We start from the raw sequence: 20349 nt of genomic DNA on the forward strand, positions 1-20349 counted from the left end.
TCCGGGCGTTGGCGCTGCCCCTCATCCGCCTACCGGCACCTTCTCCCCGTGAACGGGGAGAAGGAAGAAGTTTGATGTCAGTTCCGGTAGACCGGCTCTTCCTCGTCGAGGATCGCCTTCAGCTCGGAAAGATGGCGCTCGGCCTGGCCGGGATAGTCGTCCATCTCGCTTGCCGTCTTTTCCGCGATCTCGTCGGAGAGCGTGCGCAGCGGCCGGCCGGTCCACAGCGCCTTGATGTAGGTCTCGGCGGCACGCTCGAAATAGTACATGCGGTTGAAGGTGTCGGCGACCGTGTCGCCGATGACCATCACGCCGTGATTGCCCATGACCATCACCTTGACCTTGGGATCGACGAGCAGTTTCGAGCAGCGCTCGCCCTCCTCCTCGAAGGCGAGCCCGCCATAGTGCGCGTCGACGACATGGCGGTTGAAGAACATGGCCGAGTTCTGGTCGATCGGCGGCAGCGTCGAGTCGGCCAGCGAGGCAAGCACGGTGGCATGGATCGAATGCACATGCATGGCACAGCGCGCATGCGGCACGTTGCGGTGGATGGCGCCGTGCAGGCCCCAGGCGGTCGGGTCGGGCGCGTTGGGGCCGGACAGCGTGTCGGGATCGTTGGCGTCGATCAGAAGCAGGTCGCTCGCCTTGATGCGCGAGAAGTGCACCTGGTTGGGGTTCATCAGGAATTTCGTGCCGTCCTCGTTGACCGACAGCGAAAAGTGGTTGGCCACCGCCTCATGCATGTTGAGCCGCGCCGTCCAGCGGAAGGCAGCGGCGAGATCCACGCGCTCCTCGTAGTAGGGCAGGTTGGTCAGCGGTTCCTTCAGGCGCGCAACGCTCATGGATAATCCTCCGGGTTTTCCGAAGAATGCCGCGCGGAGCCATGGCCAGCAACCGCAAACTGGTAGGTCAGGCTCCTCCGCGTCAGGCTGCGGGCCGCGCCGTCTGCAGCCCGCCCTGCTCGACGATGAAGCTGATCACCTCCTGCAGGCCCTTGCCGCGCGACAGGTCGGTGAAGCCGAAGGGCCGCTTGCCGCGCATGCGGGCCGCGTCCGCTTCCATGACGTCGAGGTTGACGTTCACATAGGGCGCAAGGTCGCTCTTGTTGATGATCAGGAAATCCGAGCGGGTGATGGCCGGGCCGCCCTTTCTCGGGATTTCCTCGCCCTGGCAGACCGAAATCACGTAAAGCGTGAGGTCGGCAAGATCCGGCGAGAAGGTGGCGGCAAGATTGTCACCGCCGGACTCGATGAAGACGATGTCGAGGTCGGGGAATTTCTTGTTCAGCTCGGCGATCGCCCGCAAATTGATCGAAGCGTCCTCGCGGATGGCGGTGTGCGGGCAGCCGCCGGTCTCGACGCCGACGATGCGCTCCTCCGGTAGCGCCTGCAGGCGGGCCAGCATCATGGCGTCTTCCTTGGTGTAGATGTCGTTGGTGACAACGGCGATCGAAAACTGGTCGCGCAGCGCCTTGCAGAGCTTTTCGGTGAGCGTCGTCTTGCCGGAACCGACGGGACCGCCGATGCCGATACGCAGGGGACCGTTGGCTTGTGTCATGCCGGAAACTCCGTGATGGCGAGGACTGCGAAGCCCAGCCCGATCAGCAGGCAGAGCGGCGAATAGAGGCGCTGGTCCAACCGCGCGAAAGGCTGCTCCGGGGTCAGCCGGCGCCACCAGGGCGTGAAGCCGGCGATACCGCGGCCGAGGAAGACGAGGCCGATGAGCAGCGCGGTGGCTGCGAGCCCTTCTTTCGGGAAAGGCGCAGCGAAGACGCCTGCGAGCGCCAACGGCCACAGCGTGGCGAGCGCCAGGCACGCGGCCACGGCGAAGCTCGCAAAGGCCGAGGGCATTTCATCGACACCGTGGAAGCCGACGACGGCACGCGCGCAGGATGCCGAATCGGTGCCGGGCCAGATGCCGCCTATGCCCCAATAGACATGCAGCGTGGTGATCAGGAGCAGGACGAAGGAGAGGAGGAAGGCGAGAATGGTCATGAGCGAAACAGCCGCGAATACTGCGTTTCGTGCTTCATCGCCATGATGTCGGACATGAAAGTCGAGCCGCCGAGATCATCCAGTGAGGACTTCGCGGCACGGGCGGCCGTGGTGATGGTCAAAGCCTCGAAGCCGGCTAACAATTCGACGGCATCGGTCTGTCCGACAACGCCAAGCCTGATCGCGGCCTGCACGAGATTGGAGAAGAATGCTTGCAGGAAGGCGGACAGCGCATCCGCAAGGCCGATGCCGTGGCTGCCGGCAACCGCCCCGACGGCAACGCAATAGGCGCAATCGGCAGGCAAGCGGTCCAACGCGGGACACGGCCAGGCGGACGCCGCCTTGAGGAAGGCCGCGCCCTGCAGCATGGTTTCGAGGTGCCGTTCCTGCGAGCCGGCGAGCGCTTCGGCAAGCGCGGCAACTTCGTGGAGATCACCGCCGTCATGCGCGCGGCGCCAGCTTTCGGCAAACAGCACCGCATCGTTCCAGCCGGAGCCCATCTCGACCAGCGTTTCCAGCCAGGCAGCGAGATCCTGGCGGTCGGCAACAAGCCCGTCATGCACGGCGCGTTCCAGGCCATGGCTATAGGAGAAGCCGCCGACTGGAAAGGACGGCGACAGCCAGGCCATCAGCCGCAACAGGGCGATGCCGGAAGGCTGCTCAATCATGGTGATGGTGGTGACCATGATCATGGTGATGATGGTCGTGATCGTGACCATGATCAAGTGCGTGATGATCATGACCATGCCCATGGCCGGAATAGGCGCCGCGCACCGGACTGAACGGCAGCAAAACCTCGCTCACGGTGGCGCCGAGCCCTTCCAGCATCGCCTTGATGACATGGTCGCGCAGGATGAGGATGCGATCCGCCTCGATCGCCGCCGCGAGATGACGGTTGCCGATATGCCAGGCAAGCTCGGTGAGATGCACTGCGTCGCGGGCGCGGATGTCGTAGACCTCTTCCGGCGCCGCGACGATCTCGAGCTGGCGGCCGTCCTCCAGCACCAGCCGGTCGCCATTGTTCAAAGCCACCGGCTCGGGCAGATCGACCAGCACCTTGTCGCCGCCGGCGGTTTCGACGACGCGGCGGCGCAGATGCCGCTCGTCATGCGGCAACACAGCCTTGTCGTAGGGCGCGGCCGCTCCCGCCTTACCGGCTGGGAGCACCGAAACGGCGCGGGGAAATTTGGTGAAATCAGTGGTGATGTTGAGCTTCATTTCATGGATCCCCCATTGGCTTGCGCCCTTGCGCGGGCGGGGCGCGCCAAAATACGGTCGAAATAGGCATTGACCCGTTCGGATTCCATCGGAAACCTGCCGGCGCGCGCCCAACCGCCCATATCGCCGAGCAGCACGTCGACGGCCGAGAACCGCTCGCCCAGCGCGAAGGGCTTGTCGCCCAGGCGGCGATCCAGTGCCTTGAGTTCCGACGCGAAATCGTAAGCCGCGGCAGGGCCGACATCGACGCGCATTTCCTTGGGCAGCAGGAAGCGGTGGCGGAGCTTGTTCCACAGCGGCGCTTCGAGCTCGCTTTGGGCGAAATGCATCCAGGAATCCATCTCGGCGCGGCCGGCAAGGCCGGGATTGGCGCCCATGCCTTTATCGGCATGCTTGTCCGCCAGATAAACGCAGATCGCCGCCGAATCCGTGACCGTCAAATCGCCGTCGATCAGGATCGGCACCTTGCCCGAAGGGTTCAGCGCGTAAGCTTCCGGCGAGCGCAACTTGACCTCGACGAACTCATAGGGCTGCCCGAGCTCCTCGAGCATCCAGAGCACGCGGCTGACCCGGGAACCTCGCGATCCGACGGCCTTGTACATGGTTGAACCCTGTCTTTTACCGGACCCTAGCCCATCGCCACGTTAAGCCCAATGGCGCTCAGACGATGGTGTCGAAGAGCCGCAGGATGAAGGATATCTGGTAGACCAGGGCGGCCGCGACGAAGGCAATGTGGAAGCGGCGATCGCGCACCAGGATCGCTACCAGGCAAAGCGCCACGAAGACCGGCGTGCGGAACAGATATTCGTTGCCAAAGCGGGCGAAATGTTCCGGGCCTTTGAGCAGCGTGTCGATGACGTCGAGCAGATAGGTGGCACCAAGCAGGCCGAAGAACCAGGCGCGACGCGAGTAGAAGTAGTCCTCGTAGCTGGTGTAATCGAGCATCGAATCCGGAAACAGCAGCGCGCACATCAGGAAGAGCGTGATGGCGTAGAAGATGATGAAAAGGTACTTGCCGAAGGTCCAAGACTGGATGGCGTAGAGCCCGAACTCCCACCACCAGAAATGCACCAGCATCAGAAGCACCGAGCCGACCCAGGCGAGATGCACGGGATAGAGCTTGTACTGGCCGGGATGCTGGACGAGGCGGGCGACGCCGGACAGCAGGCGGGTGACGCCGAGGCCGATCACCATGCCCATGACGATGCGGATATGCGGAAAGATGTCGTGGGGCGAGGCGATTTCGGTAGCCATGGTTGTCCGCTATGCAGTTGCTCAACCGCATAGTGCAAGGTCCACCATCCAGCCGCAACGGAATTTGCCCGTTCACCGGAAACGCTACGTCAAAACAGAAAATACCGCTGCGCCATCGGCAGCACCGTCGCCGGCTCGCAGGTCAGTAGCTCGCCGTCGGCGCGGACCTCATAGGTTTCAGGGTCGACCTCGACATGCGGCGTGGCGTCGTTGAGCACCATCGAATGCTTGCCGATGCCGCCGCGCGTGTTCTCGACCGCGACCATGGCCTTCTCCACGCCCAGACTGCCCTGCAGGCCGGCATCGAAGGCGGCCCTCGAGACGAACGTCACCGAGGAGTTTGTCAGCGCCTTGCCGTAGGCGCCGAACATCGGCCGGTAGTGCATCGGCTGCGGCGTCGGGATCGAGGCATTGGGATCGCCCATCGGCGCCGCGGCGATGGTGCCGCCGACCAGCACCATCTCCGGCTTAACGCCGAAAAAGGCCGGGTTCCACAGCACGAGATCGGCGCGTTTGCCGACCGTGATGGAACCGATCTCTTTCGACAAGCCGTGCGCGATGGCCGGGTTGATGGTGTATTTGGCGATGTAGCGGCGGACGCGGAAATTATCGTTGTCGCCGGCTTCCTCAGGCAATGCGCCGCGCTGGCGCTTCATCTTGTCGGCGGTCTGCCAGCAGCGGATCGCGACCTCGCCGACCCGGCCCATGGCCTGACTGTCTGAGGAGATGATCGAAAAGGCGCCGATGTCGTGCAGGATGTCCTCGGCCGCGATCGTCTCCTTGCGGATACGGCTTTCGGCAAAGGCGATATCCTCGGGGATCGACGGCGACAGATGATGGCAGACCATCAGCATGTCGAGATGCTCGGCCAGCGTGTTGACGGTGTAGGGCCTCGTCGGATTGGTCGAGGACGGGATGACGTTGGGCAGGCCGCAGACCTTGATGATGTCGGGCGCATGGCCGCCGCCGGCGCCTTCGGTGTGGAAGGCGTGGATGGTGCGGCCCTTGATTGCCGCGACCGTGTTCTCGACGAACCCTGACTCGTTCAGCGTGTCGGTGTGGATCATCACCTGGACGTCATAGGCGTCGGCGACCGACAGGCAGCAGTCGATGGCGGCCGGCGTCGTGCCCCAGTCCTCGTGCAGCTTCAGCGAGCAGGCGCCGGCGAGCACCATTTCCTCCAGCGCCGCCGGCCGCGAAGCATTGCCCTTGCCGGACAGGCCGATGTTCATCGGGAAGGCGTCGAAGGACTGGATCATGCGCGCCATGTGCCAGGGGCCCGGCGTGCAGGTGGTGGCCAAGGTGCCATGCGCCGGACCGGTGCCGCCGCCGAGCATGGTGGTGATGCCGCTCATCAGCGCTTCCTCGATCTGCTGCGGACAGATGAAGTGGATATGCGCGTCGAAGCCGCCGGCGGTCACGATCTTGCCTTCGCCGGCGATGATCTCCGTGCCGGGGCCGATGATGATGGTGACGCCATCCTGCGTGTCCGGATTGCCGGCCTTGCCTATTGCCGCGATGCGGCCGTCCTTCAGGCCGATATCGGCCTTGATGATGCCCGCCAGCGCATCGACGACCAGCGCGTTGGTGATAGCAGTGTCCACGGCGCCCTCAGCCCGCGCGACCTGGCTCTGACCCATGCCGTCGCGAATGACCTTGCCACCGCCGAATTTCACCTCCTCGCCATGGACGGTGAAATCCTTCTCGACCTCGATGAAGAGCTCGGTGTCGGCAAGCCGCACCTTGTCGCCAACGGTCGGGCCGTACATCTGCGCATAGGCGGCGCGGGTTAATCTGGCCATCAGCGATTGCTCCCGAAAGTGAGGTTGCCGAAAGTAAAGTTAATTGGGCGTGGGGCGCACATTGTCGCCATCCAATGGTCACGCAATGACCCGCTCGGAGACACTTTCCGATCCCATTTGGCGGTTGAGGTGGGCGAGTCAGCCCAAAACGACCGTTTGCCAAACCGATGGAAGGAATATCCATGCGCAAGACGATACTTTTCGCGGCCGCTGCCAGCTTGGCGCTGGCGGGCGCGGCCAGCGCCCAGCAGCAACCCGCGCCCCAACCAAGCCCGGCGCCGGCCGCACCTGCTCCCGCCGCGCCCCAGGGCCAGACGCCCAAGCCGCCGACGATCGAGAGCGTCAACATCGTCGACATCACGGAGCTGCCCAAGGACACGCAGACGCAGGTCAACCAGATCGTGGCGCAGCGCGGCGACGCCGGCCTGCAGACTTTGCGCAAATCGATCGACGCGACGCCCAAAGTGAAGTCCGCGCTCGAAGCCAAGGGGATAAGTTCGGCGCAAGTCATCGCCGCCAGCCTGCAGCCAAATGGCGCGCTGACCCTGATCACCAAGAAGGCGAGCTGAATATCTATGCTGACGGGCCGATTGCAGGCCCGTCAGCAGCATCCCCAAGGGAACCTCCTGTCGACAAGACTCGTTTCGCCTTTTTCGCCCCGCCACAAGTTCAATCAGGAGCGAGCGATGACGAGCGCCCCATGCCTCGGAACCGGATTTGCCATGGCCATGCTTCTCGTGGCCGCCGCCCCAGCGTTCCCGGCGCAGCCTCTGGACAGCAACAAGCCGGCTTCGACGATCGTCGATTCGAATATTCGGGAGGAGGAGGCGCTGTCGAAGACGGAGGTCGGCAAAGTCATCTCGGCAATAGACCGCACGCGCGATAACATCGGCACGGTGCGCAAGACGACCAAGCTCGACACCGTGGACATTGTCTTCCTGACGGATGCCGCGCGCAGCGAGGGCGGCCCGCCGCCTGCGATCGAGAACAAGGTGAAGCAGCATCAGGACGACGTCGCGGAACTGCGCCAGGAAATCGAGGCGAACGCGCTGCTCTTCAACGCCATCGATTCGAGACGCGTGCTCGCCGAGGACGTGCTCGCCGTCGAGTTCGACAATCCCGGCAAGATCGTCATCTATGCGGCCGCCAAGCCTCCGAAGTGATTTGAGCGCGCCGCCGGACCTCACAGCTTGCCCATCACCTTCTGCTGAAATCCATAAACCTCGCGCTTGCCGCCGAGCGGCACCAGCGTGACATCGCGTTCCTGGCCCGGCTCGAAGCGCATGGCCGTGCCGGCGGCGATGTCGAGGCGCATGCCGCGGGCGCGTTCGCGGTCGAATTTCAGTCCTTCGTTGGTCTCGAAGAAATGATAGTGGCTGCCGACCTGGATCGGACGGTCGCCGCTGTTGGCGACCTTGAGCGTCACCGTCGGCAGGTCCTTGTTCAGCTCGATGTCGCCCTTTGCCGTGATGACTTCGCCCGGGATCATCGCGGCCTCACAGCACGCCGAAGGCAAGGCCGACGCCGACCGCCGCGCAGGCGGCGCCGGCAACACGCGCCAAGGCGCGGAAGCGGTGCCCAAGGCGGAGCGCGGCCGCGATGCCGATGGCATGAAGAAGCACCGTCGCGACGGCGAAACCCGCCATATATTCGAGGCCGCCGGCATTCTCCGGCACTTCGGTGCCATGCGCATGGCCGTGGAACAGTGCGAACACGCCGATGATGGCCACACCCGCCGAGACCCGCAGGTCGACCGCCAGCGCGACCAGCAATCCGAGCGCCACGACCGAGGCGAGGATACCCGGCTCGACGAAGGGCACCGGCACATGCAGCATACCGAGCGCGCCGCCGACCAGCATCACGCCGACAAAGGCGAGCGGCCACGCCAACACCGCCCGGCCGCCCTTCATCGCCGCCCACAGACCGACCGCGATCATCACCGCCATATGGTCGAGGCCGGACAGCGGATGCGCGAAACCGGTGGCGAAGGAAGAAGTCGCGCCGATGCCGACATGGGCGTAAGCCGGCATAGCGGCTGCCAGGAAGAGGATCGCGGCGAGCGTGGCGCGTTTTGTCGATACGGAGATCATGGGCGGGTCTTTCCTTCTGAACGTTGCCAGGTCAGGCGGCCTTGCGGGGGCCGCAGCCCTCGGCCTTGAGCACACGCTTGGTCGAGGCCGGATATTTCTTCAGCATCGCCGCGGGGCGGATCGGCCGCGGCGCAAAATTGCCGCCGCAGTTCGGGCACACGCCGCCGAGGACATTCTCCGCGCAACTGGCGCAGAAGGTGCATTCGAAGGTGCAGATCAGCGCATCCGTCGCCTCCGGCGGCAGATCCCTGTCGCAGCATTCGCAATTGGGCCTGAGTTCCAGCATCGGTCCTCCCTTCGCCTTATGGGCCTCACCGGATCGGTTCGTGCACGGTCACCAGCTTGGTGCCGTCGGGAAACGTCGCCTCGACCTGGACGTCGTGGATCATCTCGGCAATGCCGTCCATGACCTGGGCGCGGGTGACGACATGGGCGCCGGCCTCCATCAGTTCCGCCACCGGGCGGCCGTCGCGAGCGCCCTCGACGACGAAATCGGTGATCAGCGCGATCGCCTCGGGGTGGTTGAGCTTGACGCCGCGCTCCAGCCGCTTGCGCGCCACGATTGCCGCCATGGCGATGAGCAGCTTGTCCTTTTCACGCGGCGTCAGATTCATGCGTCTTCCCGGTATTCAACATCAACGTATTCGAGATCAGAGTGACCATAATTTGGGCAGGCCCGCCCGCCCGTTGAGCAGTTCGACGAGAGGAACCAGCCGCTTGCGGAGATGGTAGCCGTCGCCGGCGGTGAGCCTCGCAAGAAGCTTGCCAGATTGCCCGACGCTCCAGAAACTGGCGCCACCCCAGCCACCGATGATGGGGTCGCCGATGATCGCGCGCGCCGGCTCCAGCAGGGTTTCCGCACGCGGGGAGACAAGAAGCATCGTTGCAATTGCGCGCGCGCCACCGGCAACCGCCCGACGCCGGAGCCTGGCTGCGATATCCGGCCCGATGCGAAAATCCTCGGCATGGATGAGCCTGCCGTCCTGATAGACCCGCCAGCGATCGTGGAAATTGCCCTGGATCGTCTGTTCGCCCATCGCCAGCCGGCCAAACAAGGTCGCCTCCAACAGCAGCGCTTCGGCGCTGCCCGCAAGCTTCACATCGAGCGTCCTTGCAAAGGCCGCCCGGTCGAAAACGATCGTTTCCTGCGGCAGCCAGGCGATCCGACCGCCGGCGCCGACATCGAGGCTGACCGTCGTCTCGGCGCGATCGGATGCCGCGCGATAGACCTTCTCGCAGGCCTGGGTGGTGATCGAGGCCGAGGCGCCCTCGCCGACTTCGATCGCCCAGCCGAGCCGATCGCCGCCGGTCAATCCGCCGGCCGTGTTGATGAGCACCGCCTCGAGCGGGTCGCCTTGCACCGCCGGCATGCGAATCTTGGCCGAACCGTCCTGGTAGAGACGTTGAAGGCGGGTCCGGCCGCCGCTTTTGCCGCAGAAAAGCCTGCCTCGCCCGGCAACACGTTGGGCGGCAAGCGGAGTATCGTCGATCATGTCCACGGCGCCAACGTTAAGCACTCCGGCGGCTTTGTCGATATATAGCTTGTTGCTTGACATCGTTTCGGTTTCTATAGAGGGAGCCACCTTGGAGCGGTCACGCGATGCCTGGCGAGGTAGGGGCGACGACGTTAGTGACTCCAGGGACGAAGGGGCGCTGATCAGTTGGCGTCGGAAAACGACAGGGGAAGGAACCGAATGGCTGACCAGCTGACGACCGAAATCATCGAAAAGATCAAAGCCCATGCCGAGCCCGGCGGCGAGGAAATCACCGCCAGCACCGATCTCAACACGCTGGGGATCCATTCGCTGGAACTGACCGAGATCATCTTCGATCTCGAGGAGAAGTATGGCATCGAGATCGAGATGAACACGGTCGACGCCTGGAGCAACCTCAAGAACGTCGGCGACATGGTCGAGGCGGTTCGCGAGCTGATCGCGAAAAAAGCCTGATTGCATGCTCAAGCGCGTCGTCATCACCGGCATTGGTGGAATATGCGGGCTCGGCAACGATGTGCCGGCGATCTGGGACGCCATGCGCGCCGGCCGCTCGGCAATCGGCCCGATCGACAACCCTTCGCTGCATGACCTGAAGGTTAAGGTCGGCAGCGAAATCAAGGCGTTGCCCGATCACGGCATCGACCGCAAGCAAGTGGTGTCGATGGACCGTTTCAGCCTGCTGGCGGTGATCGCGGCGCGGGAGGCGATGCAACAGTCCGGATTGACCGCGCATGCCGACAACACCTACCGGATGGGCGCCATTGTCGGCGTCGGCGTCGCCGGCTTCGAGACGATCGAGGAGAACTACCGCGCGATCCTGATCGAAGGGCGCAACCGCGCCGCCATCTTCACCGTGCCGAAGGTGATGCCGGGAGCCGCCGCCGGCCAGGTCAGCATGAATCTCGGGCTGCGCGGTCCGGTGTTCGGCGTCACCTCGGCCTGCTCGTCGGCCAACCATGCCATCGCTGGCGCCGTCGACCAGATCAGGCTCGGCCGTGCCGACGTCATGGTCGCCGGCGGCACCGAAGCGCCGCTGGTCTGGGGCGTGCTCAAGGGCTGGGAAGCGCTGAGGGTGCTTTCGCCCGACACATGCAGGCCGTTCTCGGCCGACCGCCAGGGCCTGTCGCTAGGCGAAGGCGCCGGCATGGCGGTGCTGGAAAGCTACGACCACGCCATGGCGCGCGGCGCCACCATCCTGGCCGAGATCGCCGGCGCAGGCCTGTCGGCCGACGCCTCCGACATCGTCGCGCCGACAGTCGAGGGACCGGAAGCGGCGATGCGCTTCTGCCTGGTGGATGCCGGGCTCAATCCCGAGGATGTCGACTATCTCAACGCGCATGGCACCGGCACCAAGGCCAACGACCAGATCGAGACCGCAGCGATCAAGCGCGTCTTCGGCGAGCATGTCGGCACTCTGTCGGTTTCCTCGACCAAGTCGATGCATGCGCATTGTCTCGGCGCATCGGGCGGGCTGGAGATGATCGCCTGCGTCATGGCCATCCGCGACGGCATCGTGCCGCCGACCGCCAATTTCCGCGAGCCCGACCCCGAATGCGACCTCGACGTGACGCCTAACGTGGCGCGCGAGCGCAAGGTGCGCGCAGCACTGAGCAACAGTTTTGCTTTCGGCGGCACCAATGCGGTGCTGGCGTTCAAGGCGATCTGATACGCGCGCCTGCCATTCGCCGGAAAGCGCTTCCATCTTAGAGCGGGTTTAGCCTCCCCTCTAAGTTTTTTTCGCGCAAATCCGGACGGAACCGCTACGCACCTTTCCTGGAATTGCTCCAGAGCCCTGCCTTGGTTGACTGTCCGTGCACGGCAGGCCGATTGCCGGCATATTGATCCCGAAGGGCCGGGATCCTAATTCTTGCCCACCCGCCACGCGCGCCGCCCGGCGCCGATCTGCATCCGGAGCCCCCGATGACCAACCTGTCCGCCTTTCCGATCGCCAAGCGCTGGCCGGCCAAGCACCCCGACCGGCTGCAGCTCTATTCCTCCCCGACGCCCAACGGCGTCAAGATATCGATCGCGCTGGAAGAGATCGGCCTGCCTTACGAGCCGCACTATGTCGACATCGGCAAGAATGAGAGCTGGACGCCGGAATTCCTGTCGCTCAACCCGAACGGCAAGATACCGGCAATCATCGACCCGAACGGTCCCGACGGGAAGCCGATCGGGCTGTTCGAATCCGGCGCCATCCTGCTTTACCTCTCGGACAAGACCGGCAAGCTGATCCCGGCCGATCCGATCCGGCGCTACGAGACCATCCAATGGGTGTTCTTCCAGATGGCCGCGATCGGCCCGATCTTCGGCCAGGTCGGCTTCTTCAACAAATTCGCCGGGCGCGAGATCGCCGACAAGCGGCCGCTGGAACGCTATCGCGACGAGTCGCGGCGACTGATCGGCGTTTTGGAAACGCGGCTCACGGGCCGGCAATGGATCATGGATGATGCGTTCACCATCGCCGATGTCGCGACGCTCGGCTGGGTGCGCAACCTGATCGGCTTCTACGAGGCGCGCGACCTCGTCGGCTTCGACGATTTCCCGACCGTCGCGGCATGGCTGGAACGGGGCCTTGCACGGCCGGCCGTGCAGAGGGGCCTGACCATCCCGGCGAGGGGTTGAGAGAGCCTATTTCGTCCTGGTTTTGGCGCGGCCCCGGCCGAGCATGGAAGCGGCAAGCCGAGCCGTGGCCACCACCGCGCCCGTCGCAACGCTTGCGACGGTGCGAATCGGGCCGGACTTCGCTGTCGGCTTATGTGGCTTCGCGGCTTTTGCGGCGGTCTTGTGCGATGCGCCGGGCACCACTTTCTTGGGCGCGGCCTTGCCGAAAGCCGGCTTGGCGTCCTTGGAGCGCTCAGCGACCGCAGGGCCGGCACCGGCCCTCGATTGCGTTGTCCTGGATTGATTGGCCCTGCTTCTCGCGGGCGCGGGTTTTCTGGTCTTGGTTGCCATCAGACGGTTCCCTTACGCCGGACAATTGGGGAGTACGGCCATAACGACCTGTAAGTCTTAAGGTTCCCGTCCAAAAATACTGAAAATTGAGCGGGTTAACCAATCACCAGATCGGCTTGCCTGCGGCGCGCCAGCACGCGCTCGATGTTGGGCATGTCGTTGGAGGCGATCCAGGCGCGGGCGTCCTCGTCGGACTTGCCGTGGTCGCGCCAGCGCTCCATCAGGCGGCGCTCGAGCTCGTTGCGCGGCACGTCGACGAAGATAGTGAAATCGAACAGCGGCGCGAGCCGCGACCAGGGCTCCTCGTCGAGGAGCAGATAATTGCCTTCGACCAGGATGAACTTGGCGTCGGCGGAAATGATCTCGGCCGCGGCGCGCGACAGTTCGATGCTGCGATCGAAGACCGGAATGGCGATGTCAGGCTCGCCGGAGCGGATGCGCTTCAAAAGCGTCTCGAAGCCGGCGAAGTCGAAGGTTTCCGGCGCGCCCTTGCGCGCGCGCAGGCCGCGCCGGTTGAGCACGATGTCGTCATAGTGGAAGCCGTCCATAGGCACGACTTCGGACGTGCCTTCCGGCAGCAATTCGTGCAACCTGCCCGATATGGTCGACTTGCCGGCTCCCGGCGGGCCGGCAATGGCAACGACGAAACGCTTGGCTTTGCCGGCGCGCTTGAAGATTTCGGCAGTGATATGGGCCAAGTCAGACATCAGCGCCTCTTCGCTAGCGACTCCGGCCGCATCTTGGCGGCAGCCGCCGAAAATTTCAAACCCGGATTAGCCCGACGGGTCTCAGGCCGGAACCGAACGCCCGATGCGCAGGAACTCTCGGTCGAACGGCACCTCCCGCGCTGTCTTGCCAGCGGCAAGGATGCGCAATCGGTCGGGCGCCGATTCGAGGTCGGCCGGCGGCTCGGCGTCGGCGAACGGAACCGCGCCGATAACATGGCGGAAGGAGACGCTGCGCCCTTCCGCAAGGGCGAAGGCCGTCGCCACGCCTTCATGCTTCAGCCAGTTGTCGCCGAGCGAGGCGGCGTGGCCGACCGCGGCGCGGCCGTCCTCGATGCCGAGCACGCCGACATGGCGGCCGCTCCAGGGCGCATAGTCGCGCCCGCCATTGCTGAACCAGAGCATGGTGACCGGCAGCTCGGCCGGGTTCTTCAGCACCAGCACCAGATCCTGCTCGGCGCGGCGAGCGAGCGCCGTCCAGCCCGGCCCGCCATGATCGGCCTCGACCAGCGTGATGAAATCCTCGCGGCGGTCTTCCATGCGGTAGTCGGTGAGATCGGTGGTGCCGCCCGTGGCGACCGGGAAATGGGTCAGATCGGCGGCGCGGGCGGGATAGGCCAGGCGAAAACGGCCGCGCGCCGGATCGGGCTCCAGCGGGGTCGCCGGCGTCACGGCCAGGCGCTTCGGCGAGAAGGCCAGGCGTCCGCCGTCCTGCATCGCCGTCATCGGATGATGGGCGACGGAAATGGCGCCGGAACCGCCTGAGAAAATGTGCTCTTGGTAGAGGAAGGGGTGGTTGTCGCGGAGCGTGAAGACCTTGTCGACGGCAGCGCCCATGACCTTGCGGCGCAGCCGGAAGACGGCGCGCCAGCCGCCGGCGATGGCGCCGTTCTCGACGACATCCCATTCGCTGTTGGCCGTCCAGCCATGCAGGGGTGCGGCCTCGACATCGCTGGTGGAAAACGGCGCGCAAAGGAAATCGCCCGACAGACGCACCGTGCCTTCGGGGAGATTTTCCGGCAGCGTCTCGTGCGGCGAGCCGACCCAGGGCGCGCGGTGCAGCGGTTTCAGCACGCGGCCGCCGGCCTCGATTTCCATGGCGGCGATATGGCCGACGGCGAGATCGAGCGAAACCGAGATGCCTTTTGCGTCGATCGTGACCGTGTTCATTGCTCGACCTCGAATCTCTTGCAGAGGGCGCCAACAAAGCCTGCCCGGCGCTCGGAACGCAAGCGCGGCGTCGGGCATTTTGCATCAGCTCCCCACCCTCTGTCCTTGTGGGGAGGGTGGGCGAGCGGTCGGGGCAAAGCGGAGATCGCTCGAAGGGGTGGGGGTCCAACCAAAAAGGAGACCTTTCGTCCCCCAACCCGATCCGCTACGCGGATCGACCCTCCCCACAAGGGAGAGGGTGGGAGCAACCCTACTGCCTTTCATATTCCCGCACCGGCGACTTCGTCCCGTCCGTATAAGTCACCTGCACCGCCATCGACTTCACATCGTCCTTCACCTTGAAATAGGGCTGGTAGTCGGCGGGAACGGCGTAAGGATCCTTGGCGTCGCAGGGCGGCATCTTGATCTCTTTGTCGAGCGCCGTGCCGTTCAGGCTGTAATGCACTTCCTTGATGGCGCAGCGGAAGGACAGCATCTGGGTGAAATAGACCAGGCCGTAATTGCCGCTGGCGTCGAAGGCGATCCACGAGGTCCAGAACTGGTCGAGGATCTGCTTGTTGCCCTGCTGCAGGGCGGCATCCGGGTCGAAGCGGATGTCGAACGGGCCGGTCTCGCGGCCCCTGATGTCGAGGTATTTTATGGCGATGGTGTTAGCCGCGGTGCTGTCCGGCAGCTCGAAGCTCGGATTGGGCATCGGCTTGCCGGTGCGCTGGTCGTTCATCGCCATCAGGCCGGTGTCGGTGAACGGACCGCTGTCGCCGAGCCGCCAGGAGATCGCCGTCGCCGGCTCAGGCAGCGAGATCGTCATCGACCAGCCGGCGTTGGAGCGCGTCGGCGTCAGCGTCGGCACGAAGCGCGAGGGGTCGAGCACGTCGCCAAGTGCCGCCAGCCGGGTGCGGCTGCGGTCGAGCCAGTCGGCCAGTTGGGTCTGGTCGACGAAATATTTGAGCAGGCCGCCGTCCTTCTCATAGGAAACGAATTTCGTGAGCGCCTCGGCTTCGCTGCGCTTATCGGCCAGCGTCTGGCTGCCGAGGCGGTCTTCCGAAAATTCCTGCGCCAGGAGGAAGTAAGCCGGCGCGTAATCGGGATTGGCGGTTATGAAGGCGTTGAGCCTGTCAGGCCGCTCGGCATCGTCGAACTGGAGCAGATGGACGAGCTTGATCGCCGGCGCCTTGGCCTTCTCGGCGAGCTGGCCGAACACTTCGCGGGCGCCGGCTTTGCCGTCCTGGACCCTTAACAGCGTGGCGAAGCGGGTATAGGGATCGATGGCGTCGACATCGAAGCCGGCAAAGGCGAGATAGGCGCGGCGGGCATTGAGCATGTCGCCCGCCAGCTCGTAGACGCGGGCGTTGTGATAAAACTCGTCGGGGCGCTTGGGATCGGCGATCGCCCCGCCCTGCGCCGCCAGTTGGGCAAAGCCCTTGGCGATAGTGTCGATCGAGGCGGCGATCTGCTCGGTCGTTGCCTGCAGCTTTTCGGCCTGAGCCTGCTGCTGTTGCTGCCCGGCGGCTAATGTGTCGGTGGTCTGCTTGACCGCCTCGACCGTCTTCTGCGTCTCGGCGCCCTGTTCGGTCTGCTGCTTCTGTGTCTGCGCGATCTGGTCCGTCTTCTGTGCCACCGTGTCGGTGGACTTCTTGACCGCTTCGACCGTATTCTGCGTCTCGGTGACCGTCTTCTCGATCTTCGCCACCTTTTCGGAGACGATGCCCAGCGACTGCTGGAGCTCAGCCACCGCCGGCACCAGCGCGGCGATGACGCCGTTCTGCGAATTGGTTTCCTGCTGGACGCCGTAGACGCTGCCGGCGATCGCCGCCGCGCTGGTGGCGAAAATCAGCGCCGGCATGGCCTTCGCCGCCAGCACCAGGCGCAGCACCATGGCGATGGCGATGATCGCCGCGGCGACCGCCGCGATGAGCGCGATATAGGCGGCAAAGGGCCCGAGGGGGTTGAGCACGTCCGACACCGCGCCGCTGACGAAGGCGACGCTGCCCGCCCATTTGCCGGTGCGGCTGAGCGAGGCCCTGAGCAGCGAGGTCGTGCCCGTGGCGATTTCCGACATGCCGATCCCCCCAAATCCAAGCCGGCCGCATCATAGCGGCAAGGGGGTGTGGAAGGCAAAGCGAGCTGCGACGGCGCAAAACCTGGGCAAATGCCTTATTACCGCCGTTAACCAGTTGGACGCGGCAGGTGCGTTACGTTAGCCTCACCGCATCTCAGCAACAGCTTAAGAACAGTCTTGTCCTATCTGCGTCCCTTGCCCCTCATCCAAAAATTTATGGCCGCGTTGGCCTTGCTGCTGCTGGTTGCCGGCTGCACCACCGCAGCGCCGCCGGAAAGCGTGCTGGCCGTGCCGGCGCAGCCGCAGAAATACGCGGCGATCGTGGTCGACGCCCCGACCGGCAAGACGCTGTTCGAGGTCAGTTCGACGGCGCAGCGTTATCCGGCCTCGCTCACCAAGATGATGACGCTATACATGCTGTTCGAGGCGCTGGAGAGCGGCCGGGTGACCAAGGAGACGCAGATTCCGGTTTCCGACCACGCCGCCTCGCAGCCGCCGACGAAGCTGCGCTTCCGGCGCGGCGAGACGATCGACGTCGATTCCGCCATCCGCGCCATGGTGGTGAAGTCGGCGAACGACGTGGCGGTGGCGGTGGGCGAATATCTGGGCGGCGGCAGCGAGGACCAGTTCGCCGCCATGATGACCGCAAAGGCGCGCCAGCTCGGCATGACCAGCACCAATTTCCGCAACGCCTGCGGCCTGCCCGACGACGGCCAGGTGACGAGCGCGCGCGACATGGCGGTGCTGGGGCTGGCGCTCGAGCACCGCTTCCCGCAGCATTTCCACTATTTTTCCGAAAGCGACTTCATGTTCCGCGGCCGGCTGGTGCGCGGCCACAACGACATGCTGGGTCGCGTGCGCGGCGTCGACGGCATCAAGACCGGGTATATCCGCGCCTCCGGCTACAACATCGTCACCTCCTACAATGCCGACGGGCGGCATCTGATCGTGGTGGTGATGGGCGCCCAAAGCGCGCGCCAGCGCAACGACCATGTCGAGGCGCTGATCCAGCGGAGTCTGGCGCCGATGAGCGCCGATGCGAAGACGCAGCTGATGTATGCCGGGCAGCAGCCGGCCGGTTCGGCGCTTCCCGGCCTGCCGCCGCCTGGTTTGCCGGCGCAGTAGCAGGTGCAGAAACTTTGAAACGCCGGCGGGACAGCGCCCCCATCTGTCCTGCCGGACATCTGCCCCTCAAGGGGGGAGATCAGCCATCATCGCGGCTTTCGCCAATGTTTTCCCGGAACGCGCAAGGGCACGTTGAGATTCAGGTCAGGCCGAGTCGAGAATGGGGGCTTCCGAGAACCGGAGCGGAGCGTACTTGAAGTACGTGAGCACCGGAAGCACAGCCACCATTCGCAGGCCGGCCTCACCTGAATATCAACGTGCCCTACCGAACCACCAGCACCGGGATCTCGGTCAGCGACACCACCTCCGCCGTCTGGCTGCCGAGCACCAGCCGGCCGATGCCGCGACGGCCATGGGACGCCATGACGATGAGGTCGCAGGCCTCGCCACGCGCCGCATCGAGGATCGCCTCGGCGGGCGTCTTGTTCTCGACATGCAGGGTCTTCGCGCTCACGCCGAGCTTATCGGCCTCGGCCTTGCACTTCCCCAGCACCTCGCGGGCATATTTGCGCGCGCTTTGCTCGTAGTTGGTGAGCTCGTCGGCGGCGACATAGCCGGCCATGGCGCCGCCCCAGGCCAGCGCCGGGAACGGCTCGGAGACGGTGACGAAGGTGACCGTGGCGCCAAGGCACTTGGCCAGCTCCAGGCCGTGGACGACGCCCTTGCTGGCCAGTTTCGAGCCGTCGGTGGCGATCAGGATGTGCTTGTACATGGTGGCGATCCCTCTTCTTGCGGGGCGATGCGCGCCCCTGATGGGCGATCAGGCCTGATCTCGATATAATTTCCCTATCAGGCCCGCCACAGGGGCCAGCTTGATCTGGATCAAGGCCAGGCGGTGCAGATGATTGCTCCAGCCGAAGAACGGACAATCGCCAACGGCGCTCCCCCACTCCGTCTCGGGCTTCGCCGAGCCACCTCTCCCCCATTTCATGGGGGCGAGGAACCCAAGTTTGGGAGCGTCGCGCCCTTAGCGATTGGCGTTTCCTCGCCCCCGCGGAAGCGGGGGAGAGGTGGATCGGCGCGCAGCGCCGAGACGGAGCGGGGGCTGGCGCCGCCATAGGCGATTGCACATGGCGGCCGGCGAAGAGCCACGCCTCCCTGCAATCACAAGAACTTGTTCGGTCACACGACCTTCACAGTGACGATGGATATGCCGCGCCGGCTTGGCGTATCGTATCGGAAGCCGAGAACAGGAGCACTGACCATGGCCGGCGACCCCAAGGCATCCGCGCAGACGCAAGTTGACGACGAGAACGACACGGCCGGCGAATATCTCGAGGCGGCCACCGTGCCGGAGGACGCGCATGAAGCGGCCGACGAGATCCTCGAAGCCCCGGAGGTGCCGGATTCGGAACCAACCCCACCCGGCACGACCAGGGTCAAGCCGAAGAAGAAACCGTCGGCGATCAGCGGCCGGAAATTCCGCAAGCGCGACCTGGTGCGCATCGACGATCTCAGGCCGAGCCTTGCCGACCGCATCCGCTCCGACCATCCCGACCTGCCGCGCGGCGCCCGCATCAGCCGCCAGGAGCTCTCGCGCTACCGCATGCGCTACATGGAGGAATTGCTGCAGCAGGAACACGGCGAATTCTCCGAGCTCGACCGCCAGGTGGTGGAATCGATCGCCAGACAAGACACGATCTCGGAAAACTCGGAAGAGGAGTTCGAGGAGCACCGCTCCTTCGCCGACCGCGTCTCCGACTCGATGGCCGAGTTCGGCGGCAGCTGGTGGTTCCTGATCTCGTTCGCGGCCGTGCTCTTGATCTGGATCGGCATCAACCTCGCCGCGGGCCTGGGGCACGCCTTCGACCCCTACCCGTTCATCCTGCTCAACCTTTTGCTCTCCTGCATCGCCGCCATCCAGGCGCCGGTGATCATGATGAGCCAGAAGCGGCAGGAAGCCAAAGACCGGCTGCGCTCCTTCAACGACTACCGGGTGAACCTCAAGGCCGAGCTAGAAGTGCGGCATCTGCACGAAAAGCTCGACTACCTGATCTCGCGCCAATGGCAGCGGCTGGCCGAGATGCAGCAGATGCAGCTCGACGCCATGCACGAGCTGGCCGCGAAGAAGCAGAAGCGGGCGACGAGAGGGGTGCGGCGGAGGGTGGCGAAGGTTGAGGCGGAGGGGTGAGGGTTTCAGGACGAAGCCCGCGCGACGCTCCTTTCAAGCCTGCGCCGCGCCTCGGATACCCGGAGCGACACGCCATCGTCCTGTGAGCTTAAAACGTCACGATCCCAATTGGCCGTTGAAGCCCGGGGCGGCTTCCGCTAAGAAGCCGTGGCTGGCCGGTTCACCGGCCGGTTCGTTTTCCGGTTTCCCGGGGAGCACCCGTAGCTCAGCTGGATAGAGCGCTGCCCTCCGAAGGCAGAGGTCACAGGTTCGAATCCTGTCGGGTGCGCCAATCTCCAAAGGGTCCATTCTGGACACATAGGTTACGGTTCATACCGGAGACATGGGTAA

At 64.8% G+C, this 20349-nt stretch carries 25 protein-coding genes and 1 tRNA gene; 8 read left to right on the forward strand and 18 right to left on the reverse strand.

Annotated features, from left to right (window positions below; all coding sequences use genetic code 11):
* Nucleotides 1–77: 77 nt before the first annotated feature.
* The 8 genes from AU465_RS23560 to ureC form a co-directional block, all read right to left on the reverse strand.
* A complete protein-coding gene (locus tag AU465_RS23560) occupies nucleotides 78–842 on the reverse strand; it encodes a class II aldolase and adducin N-terminal domain-containing protein (RefSeq protein WP_192253699.1) in 765 nt (254 codons plus the stop codon).
* Between the two features lie 82 nt (nucleotides 843–924).
* Nucleotides 925–1557, reverse strand: a complete 633-nt coding sequence (ureG, locus tag AU465_RS23565; RefSeq protein WP_192253701.1) for an urease accessory protein UreG — start codon at nucleotides 1555–1557, stop codon at nucleotides 925–927.
* Nucleotides 1554–1994, reverse strand: coding sequence for a DUF3995 domain-containing protein (locus tag AU465_RS23570; protein WP_192253703.1), 441 nt, complete (start codon nucleotides 1992–1994; stop codon nucleotides 1554–1556). The genes ureG and AU465_RS23570 overlap by 4 nt, the downstream gene beginning before the upstream one ends.
* Nucleotides 1991–2713: an urease accessory protein UreF gene (locus AU465_RS23575; protein ID WP_192253705.1), complete on the reverse strand. Its 723-nt coding sequence runs from the start codon at nucleotides 2711–2713 to the stop codon at nucleotides 1991–1993. The genes AU465_RS23570 and AU465_RS23575 overlap by 4 nt, the downstream gene beginning before the upstream one ends.
* Nucleotides 2655–3212, reverse strand: a complete 558-nt coding sequence (locus AU465_RS23580; protein WP_192253707.1) for an urease accessory protein UreE — start codon at nucleotides 3210–3212, stop codon at nucleotides 2655–2657. Before AU465_RS23580 ends, AU465_RS23575 begins: the two co-directional genes overlap by 59 nt.
* On the reverse strand, nucleotides 3209–3814 hold the full coding sequence (locus AU465_RS23585) for a glutathione S-transferase family protein (RefSeq protein WP_192253709.1): 606 nt from the start codon (nucleotides 3812–3814) through the stop codon (nucleotides 3209–3211). Before AU465_RS23585 ends, AU465_RS23580 begins: the two co-directional genes overlap by 4 nt.
* Nucleotides 3815–3872: 58 nt before the next feature.
* The gene (locus AU465_RS23590) at nucleotides 3873–4466 is read right to left on the reverse strand and encodes a hypothetical protein (RefSeq protein WP_192253711.1); all 594 of its coding nucleotides are present in this window, start codon (nucleotides 4464–4466) and stop codon (nucleotides 3873–3875) included.
* 89 nt (nucleotides 4467–4555) lie between these two features.
* On the reverse strand, nucleotides 4556–6268 hold the full coding sequence (gene ureC / locus AU465_RS23595) for an urease subunit alpha (RefSeq protein WP_376774890.1): 1713 nt from the start codon (nucleotides 6266–6268) through the stop codon (nucleotides 4556–4558).
* Nucleotides 6269–6450: 182 nt separating this feature from the next.
* On the opposite strand from ureC, the gene AU465_RS23600 reads away from it, so the two are divergent.
* Both AU465_RS23600 and AU465_RS23605 read left to right on the forward strand, forming a co-directional pair.
* Nucleotides 6451–6837 carry a hypothetical protein gene (locus AU465_RS23600; protein ID WP_192253713.1) on the forward strand — a complete coding sequence of 129 codons (387 nt, stop codon included), beginning with the start codon at nucleotides 6451–6453 and terminating at the stop codon, nucleotides 6835–6837.
* A gap of 153 nt (nucleotides 6838–6990) precedes the next feature.
* A complete protein-coding gene (locus AU465_RS23605) occupies nucleotides 6991–7431 on the forward strand; it encodes a hypothetical protein (protein WP_246506334.1) in 441 nt (146 codons plus the stop codon).
* 20 nt (nucleotides 7432–7451) lie between these two features.
* Here the strand turns inward: AU465_RS23605 and AU465_RS23610 are convergent, their stop codons facing one another.
* The 5 genes from AU465_RS23610 to AU465_RS23630 are packed head-to-tail and all read right to left on the reverse strand — an operon-like array spanning nucleotide 7452 to nucleotide 9851.
* A complete protein-coding gene (locus tag AU465_RS23610) occupies nucleotides 7452–7757 on the reverse strand; it encodes an urease subunit beta (RefSeq protein WP_192253721.1) in 306 nt (101 codons plus the stop codon).
* A 7-nt stretch (nucleotides 7758–7764) separates the two neighbouring features.
* Nucleotides 7765–8358, reverse strand: coding sequence for a HupE/UreJ family protein (locus AU465_RS23615; RefSeq protein ID WP_192253723.1), 594 nt, complete (start codon nucleotides 8356–8358; stop codon nucleotides 7765–7767).
* Nucleotides 8359–8389: 31 nt separating this feature from the next.
* On the reverse strand, nucleotides 8390–8644 hold the full coding sequence (locus tag AU465_RS23620) for a DUF1272 domain-containing protein (protein WP_192253725.1): 255 nt from the start codon (nucleotides 8642–8644) through the stop codon (nucleotides 8390–8392).
* A 25-nt stretch (nucleotides 8645–8669) separates the two neighbouring features.
* Entirely contained in the window at nucleotides 8670–8972 is a 303-nt protein-coding gene (locus AU465_RS23625; protein WP_095805092.1) for an urease subunit gamma, read from the reverse strand.
* 36 nt (nucleotides 8973–9008) lie between these two features.
* Complete coding sequence (locus AU465_RS23630) at nucleotides 9009–9851, reverse strand: urease accessory protein UreD (protein ID WP_210325220.1); 843 nt, start codon at nucleotides 9849–9851, stop codon at nucleotides 9009–9011.
* A gap of 201 nt (nucleotides 9852–10052) precedes the next feature.
* On the opposite strand from AU465_RS23630, the gene AU465_RS23635 reads away from it, so the two are divergent.
* The 3 genes from AU465_RS23635 to AU465_RS23645 all read left to right on the forward strand — a co-directional run bounded on the left by AU465_RS23635 (nucleotide 10053) and on the right by AU465_RS23645 (nucleotide 12479).
* Nucleotides 10053–10307, forward strand: a complete 255-nt coding sequence (locus AU465_RS23635; RefSeq protein WP_126086459.1) for an acyl carrier protein — start codon at nucleotides 10053–10055, stop codon at nucleotides 10305–10307.
* Nucleotides 10308–10311: 4 nt separating this feature from the next.
* Nucleotides 10312–11520 (forward strand): beta-ketoacyl-[acyl-carrier-protein] synthase family protein, encoded by a 1209-nt coding sequence (locus tag AU465_RS23640; protein WP_192253727.1) that lies wholly within the window; start codon nucleotides 10312–10314, stop codon nucleotides 11518–11520.
* 254 nt (nucleotides 11521–11774) lie between these two features.
* Nucleotides 11775–12479 (forward strand): glutathione S-transferase family protein, encoded by a 705-nt coding sequence (locus tag AU465_RS23645; RefSeq protein WP_192253729.1) that lies wholly within the window; start codon nucleotides 11775–11777, stop codon nucleotides 12477–12479.
* Between the two features lie 6 nt (nucleotides 12480–12485).
* Here AU465_RS23645 and AU465_RS23650 read toward each other — a convergent pair whose 3' ends face one another.
* The 4 genes from AU465_RS23650 to AU465_RS23665 all read right to left on the reverse strand — a co-directional run bounded on the left by AU465_RS23650 (nucleotide 12486) and on the right by AU465_RS23665 (nucleotide 16763).
* Complete coding sequence (locus AU465_RS23650; protein ID WP_192253731.1) at nucleotides 12486–12809, reverse strand: hypothetical protein; 324 nt, start codon at nucleotides 12807–12809, stop codon at nucleotides 12486–12488.
* Between the two features lie 95 nt (nucleotides 12810–12904).
* Entirely contained in the window at nucleotides 12905–13516 is a 612-nt protein-coding gene (locus tag AU465_RS23655) for a nucleoside triphosphate hydrolase (RefSeq protein ID WP_192253733.1), read from the reverse strand.
* A gap of 81 nt (nucleotides 13517–13597) precedes the next feature.
* A complete protein-coding gene (locus tag AU465_RS23660; RefSeq protein ID WP_192253735.1) occupies nucleotides 13598–14704 on the reverse strand; it encodes a hypothetical protein in 1107 nt (368 codons plus the stop codon).
* A gap of 250 nt (nucleotides 14705–14954) precedes the next feature.
* A complete protein-coding gene (locus AU465_RS23665) occupies nucleotides 14955–16763 on the reverse strand; it encodes a DUF948 domain-containing protein (RefSeq protein ID WP_192253737.1) in 1809 nt (602 codons plus the stop codon).
* Between the two features lie 216 nt (nucleotides 16764–16979).
* On the opposite strand from AU465_RS23665, the gene AU465_RS23670 reads away from it, so the two are divergent.
* Complete coding sequence (locus AU465_RS23670) at nucleotides 16980–17888, forward strand: D-alanyl-D-alanine carboxypeptidase family protein (RefSeq protein WP_376774891.1); 909 nt, start codon at nucleotides 16980–16982, stop codon at nucleotides 17886–17888.
* Nucleotides 17889–18150: 262 nt separating this feature from the next.
* On the opposite strand, the gene AU465_RS23675 is transcribed toward AU465_RS23670, so the two are convergent.
* Nucleotides 18151–18600: a universal stress protein gene (locus tag AU465_RS23675; RefSeq protein WP_192253741.1), complete on the reverse strand. Its 450-nt coding sequence runs from the start codon at nucleotides 18598–18600 to the stop codon at nucleotides 18151–18153.
* 492 nt (nucleotides 18601–19092) lie between these two features.
* Between AU465_RS23675 and AU465_RS23680 the strand changes: the two genes are divergently transcribed.
* Together AU465_RS23680 and AU465_RS23685 are read left to right on the forward strand one after the other, a co-directional pair.
* Nucleotides 19093–20019, forward strand: a complete 927-nt coding sequence (locus tag AU465_RS23680) for a DUF1003 domain-containing protein (RefSeq protein ID WP_192253743.1) — start codon at nucleotides 19093–19095, stop codon at nucleotides 20017–20019.
* 194 nt (nucleotides 20020–20213) lie between these two features.
* Nucleotides 20214–20290, forward strand: a tRNA-Arg gene (locus AU465_RS23685).
* Nucleotides 20291–20349: the final 59 nt, after the last annotated feature.

Source organism: Mesorhizobium silamurunense (assembly GCF_014843905.1).
Lineage (GTDB): Bacteria > Pseudomonadota > Alphaproteobacteria > Rhizobiales > Rhizobiaceae > Mesorhizobium > Mesorhizobium silamurunense.

Excerpts from the sequence above, each read along its gene's own strand:
- AU465_RS23570 (WP_192253703.1), bottom strand. The coding sequence starts at position 1,994 with ATGACCATTCTCGCCTTCCTCCTCTCCTTCGTCCTGCTCCTGATCACC.
- AU465_RS23665 (WP_192253737.1), bottom strand. The coding sequence starts at position 16,763 with ATGTCGGAAATCGCCACGGGCACGACCTCGCTGCTCAGGGCCTCGCTC.
- AU465_RS23645 (WP_192253729.1), top strand. The coding sequence starts at position 11,775 with ATGACCAACCTGTCCGCCTTTCCGATCGCCAAGCGCTGGCCGGCCAAG.
- AU465_RS23560 (WP_192253699.1), bottom strand. The coding sequence starts at position 842 with ATGAGCGTTGCGCGCCTGAAGGAACCGCTGACCAACCTGCCCTACTAC.
- AU465_RS23615 (WP_192253723.1), bottom strand. The coding sequence starts at position 8,358 with ATGATCTCCGTATCGACAAAACGCGCCACGCTCGCCGCGATCCTCTTC.
- AU465_RS23635 (WP_126086459.1), top strand. The coding sequence starts at position 10,053 with ATGGCTGACCAGCTGACGACCGAAATCATCGAAAAGATCAAAGCCCAT.
- AU465_RS23680 (WP_192253743.1), top strand. The coding sequence starts at position 19,093 with ATGGCCGGCGACCCCAAGGCATCCGCGCAGACGCAAGTTGACGACGAG.
- AU465_RS23600 (WP_192253713.1), top strand. The coding sequence starts at position 6,451 with ATGCGCAAGACGATACTTTTCGCGGCCGCTGCCAGCTTGGCGCTGGCG.
- AU465_RS23605 (WP_246506334.1), top strand. The coding sequence starts at position 6,991 with ATGGCCATGCTTCTCGTGGCCGCCGCCCCAGCGTTCCCGGCGCAGCCT.
- AU465_RS23630 (WP_210325220.1), bottom strand. The coding sequence starts at position 9,851 with ATGATCGACGATACTCCGCTTGCCGCCCAACGTGTTGCCGGGCGAGGC.
- AU465_RS23655 (WP_192253733.1), bottom strand. The coding sequence starts at position 13,516 with ATGTCTGACTTGGCCCATATCACTGCCGAAATCTTCAAGCGCGCCGGC.
- AU465_RS23610 (WP_192253721.1), bottom strand. The coding sequence starts at position 7,757 with ATGATCCCGGGCGAAGTCATCACGGCAAAGGGCGACATCGAGCTGAAC.
- AU465_RS23575 (WP_192253705.1), bottom strand. The coding sequence starts at position 2,713 with ATGGTCACGATCACGACCATCATCACCATGATCATGGTCACCACCATC.
- AU465_RS23640 (WP_192253727.1), top strand. The coding sequence starts at position 10,312 with ATGCTCAAGCGCGTCGTCATCACCGGCATTGGTGGAATATGCGGGCTC.
- AU465_RS23590 (WP_192253711.1), bottom strand. The coding sequence starts at position 4,466 with ATGGCTACCGAAATCGCCTCGCCCCACGACATCTTTCCGCATATCCGC.
- AU465_RS23620 (WP_192253725.1), bottom strand. The coding sequence starts at position 8,644 with ATGCTGGAACTCAGGCCCAATTGCGAATGCTGCGACAGGGATCTGCCG.
- AU465_RS23660 (WP_192253735.1), bottom strand. The coding sequence starts at position 14,704 with ATGAACACGGTCACGATCGACGCAAAAGGCATCTCGGTTTCGCTCGAT.
- AU465_RS23675 (WP_192253741.1), bottom strand. The coding sequence starts at position 18,600 with ATGTACAAGCACATCCTGATCGCCACCGACGGCTCGAAACTGGCCAGC.
- ureC (WP_376774890.1), bottom strand. The coding sequence starts at position 6,268 with ATGGCCAGATTAACCCGCGCCGCCTATGCGCAGATGTACGGCCCGACC.
- AU465_RS23580 (WP_192253707.1), bottom strand. The coding sequence starts at position 3,212 with ATGAAGCTCAACATCACCACTGATTTCACCAAATTTCCCCGCGCCGTT.
- AU465_RS23670 (WP_376774891.1), top strand. The coding sequence starts at position 16,980 with ATGGCCGCGTTGGCCTTGCTGCTGCTGGTTGCCGGCTGCACCACCGCA.
- AU465_RS23625 (WP_095805092.1), bottom strand. The coding sequence starts at position 8,972 with ATGAATCTGACGCCGCGTGAAAAGGACAAGCTGCTCATCGCCATGGCG.
- ureG (WP_192253701.1), bottom strand. The coding sequence starts at position 1,557 with ATGACACAAGCCAACGGTCCCCTGCGTATCGGCATCGGCGGTCCCGTC.
- AU465_RS23650 (WP_192253731.1), bottom strand. The coding sequence starts at position 12,809 with ATGGCAACCAAGACCAGAAAACCCGCGCCCGCGAGAAGCAGGGCCAAT.
- AU465_RS23585 (WP_192253709.1), bottom strand. The coding sequence starts at position 3,814 with ATGTACAAGGCCGTCGGATCGCGAGGTTCCCGGGTCAGCCGCGTGCTC.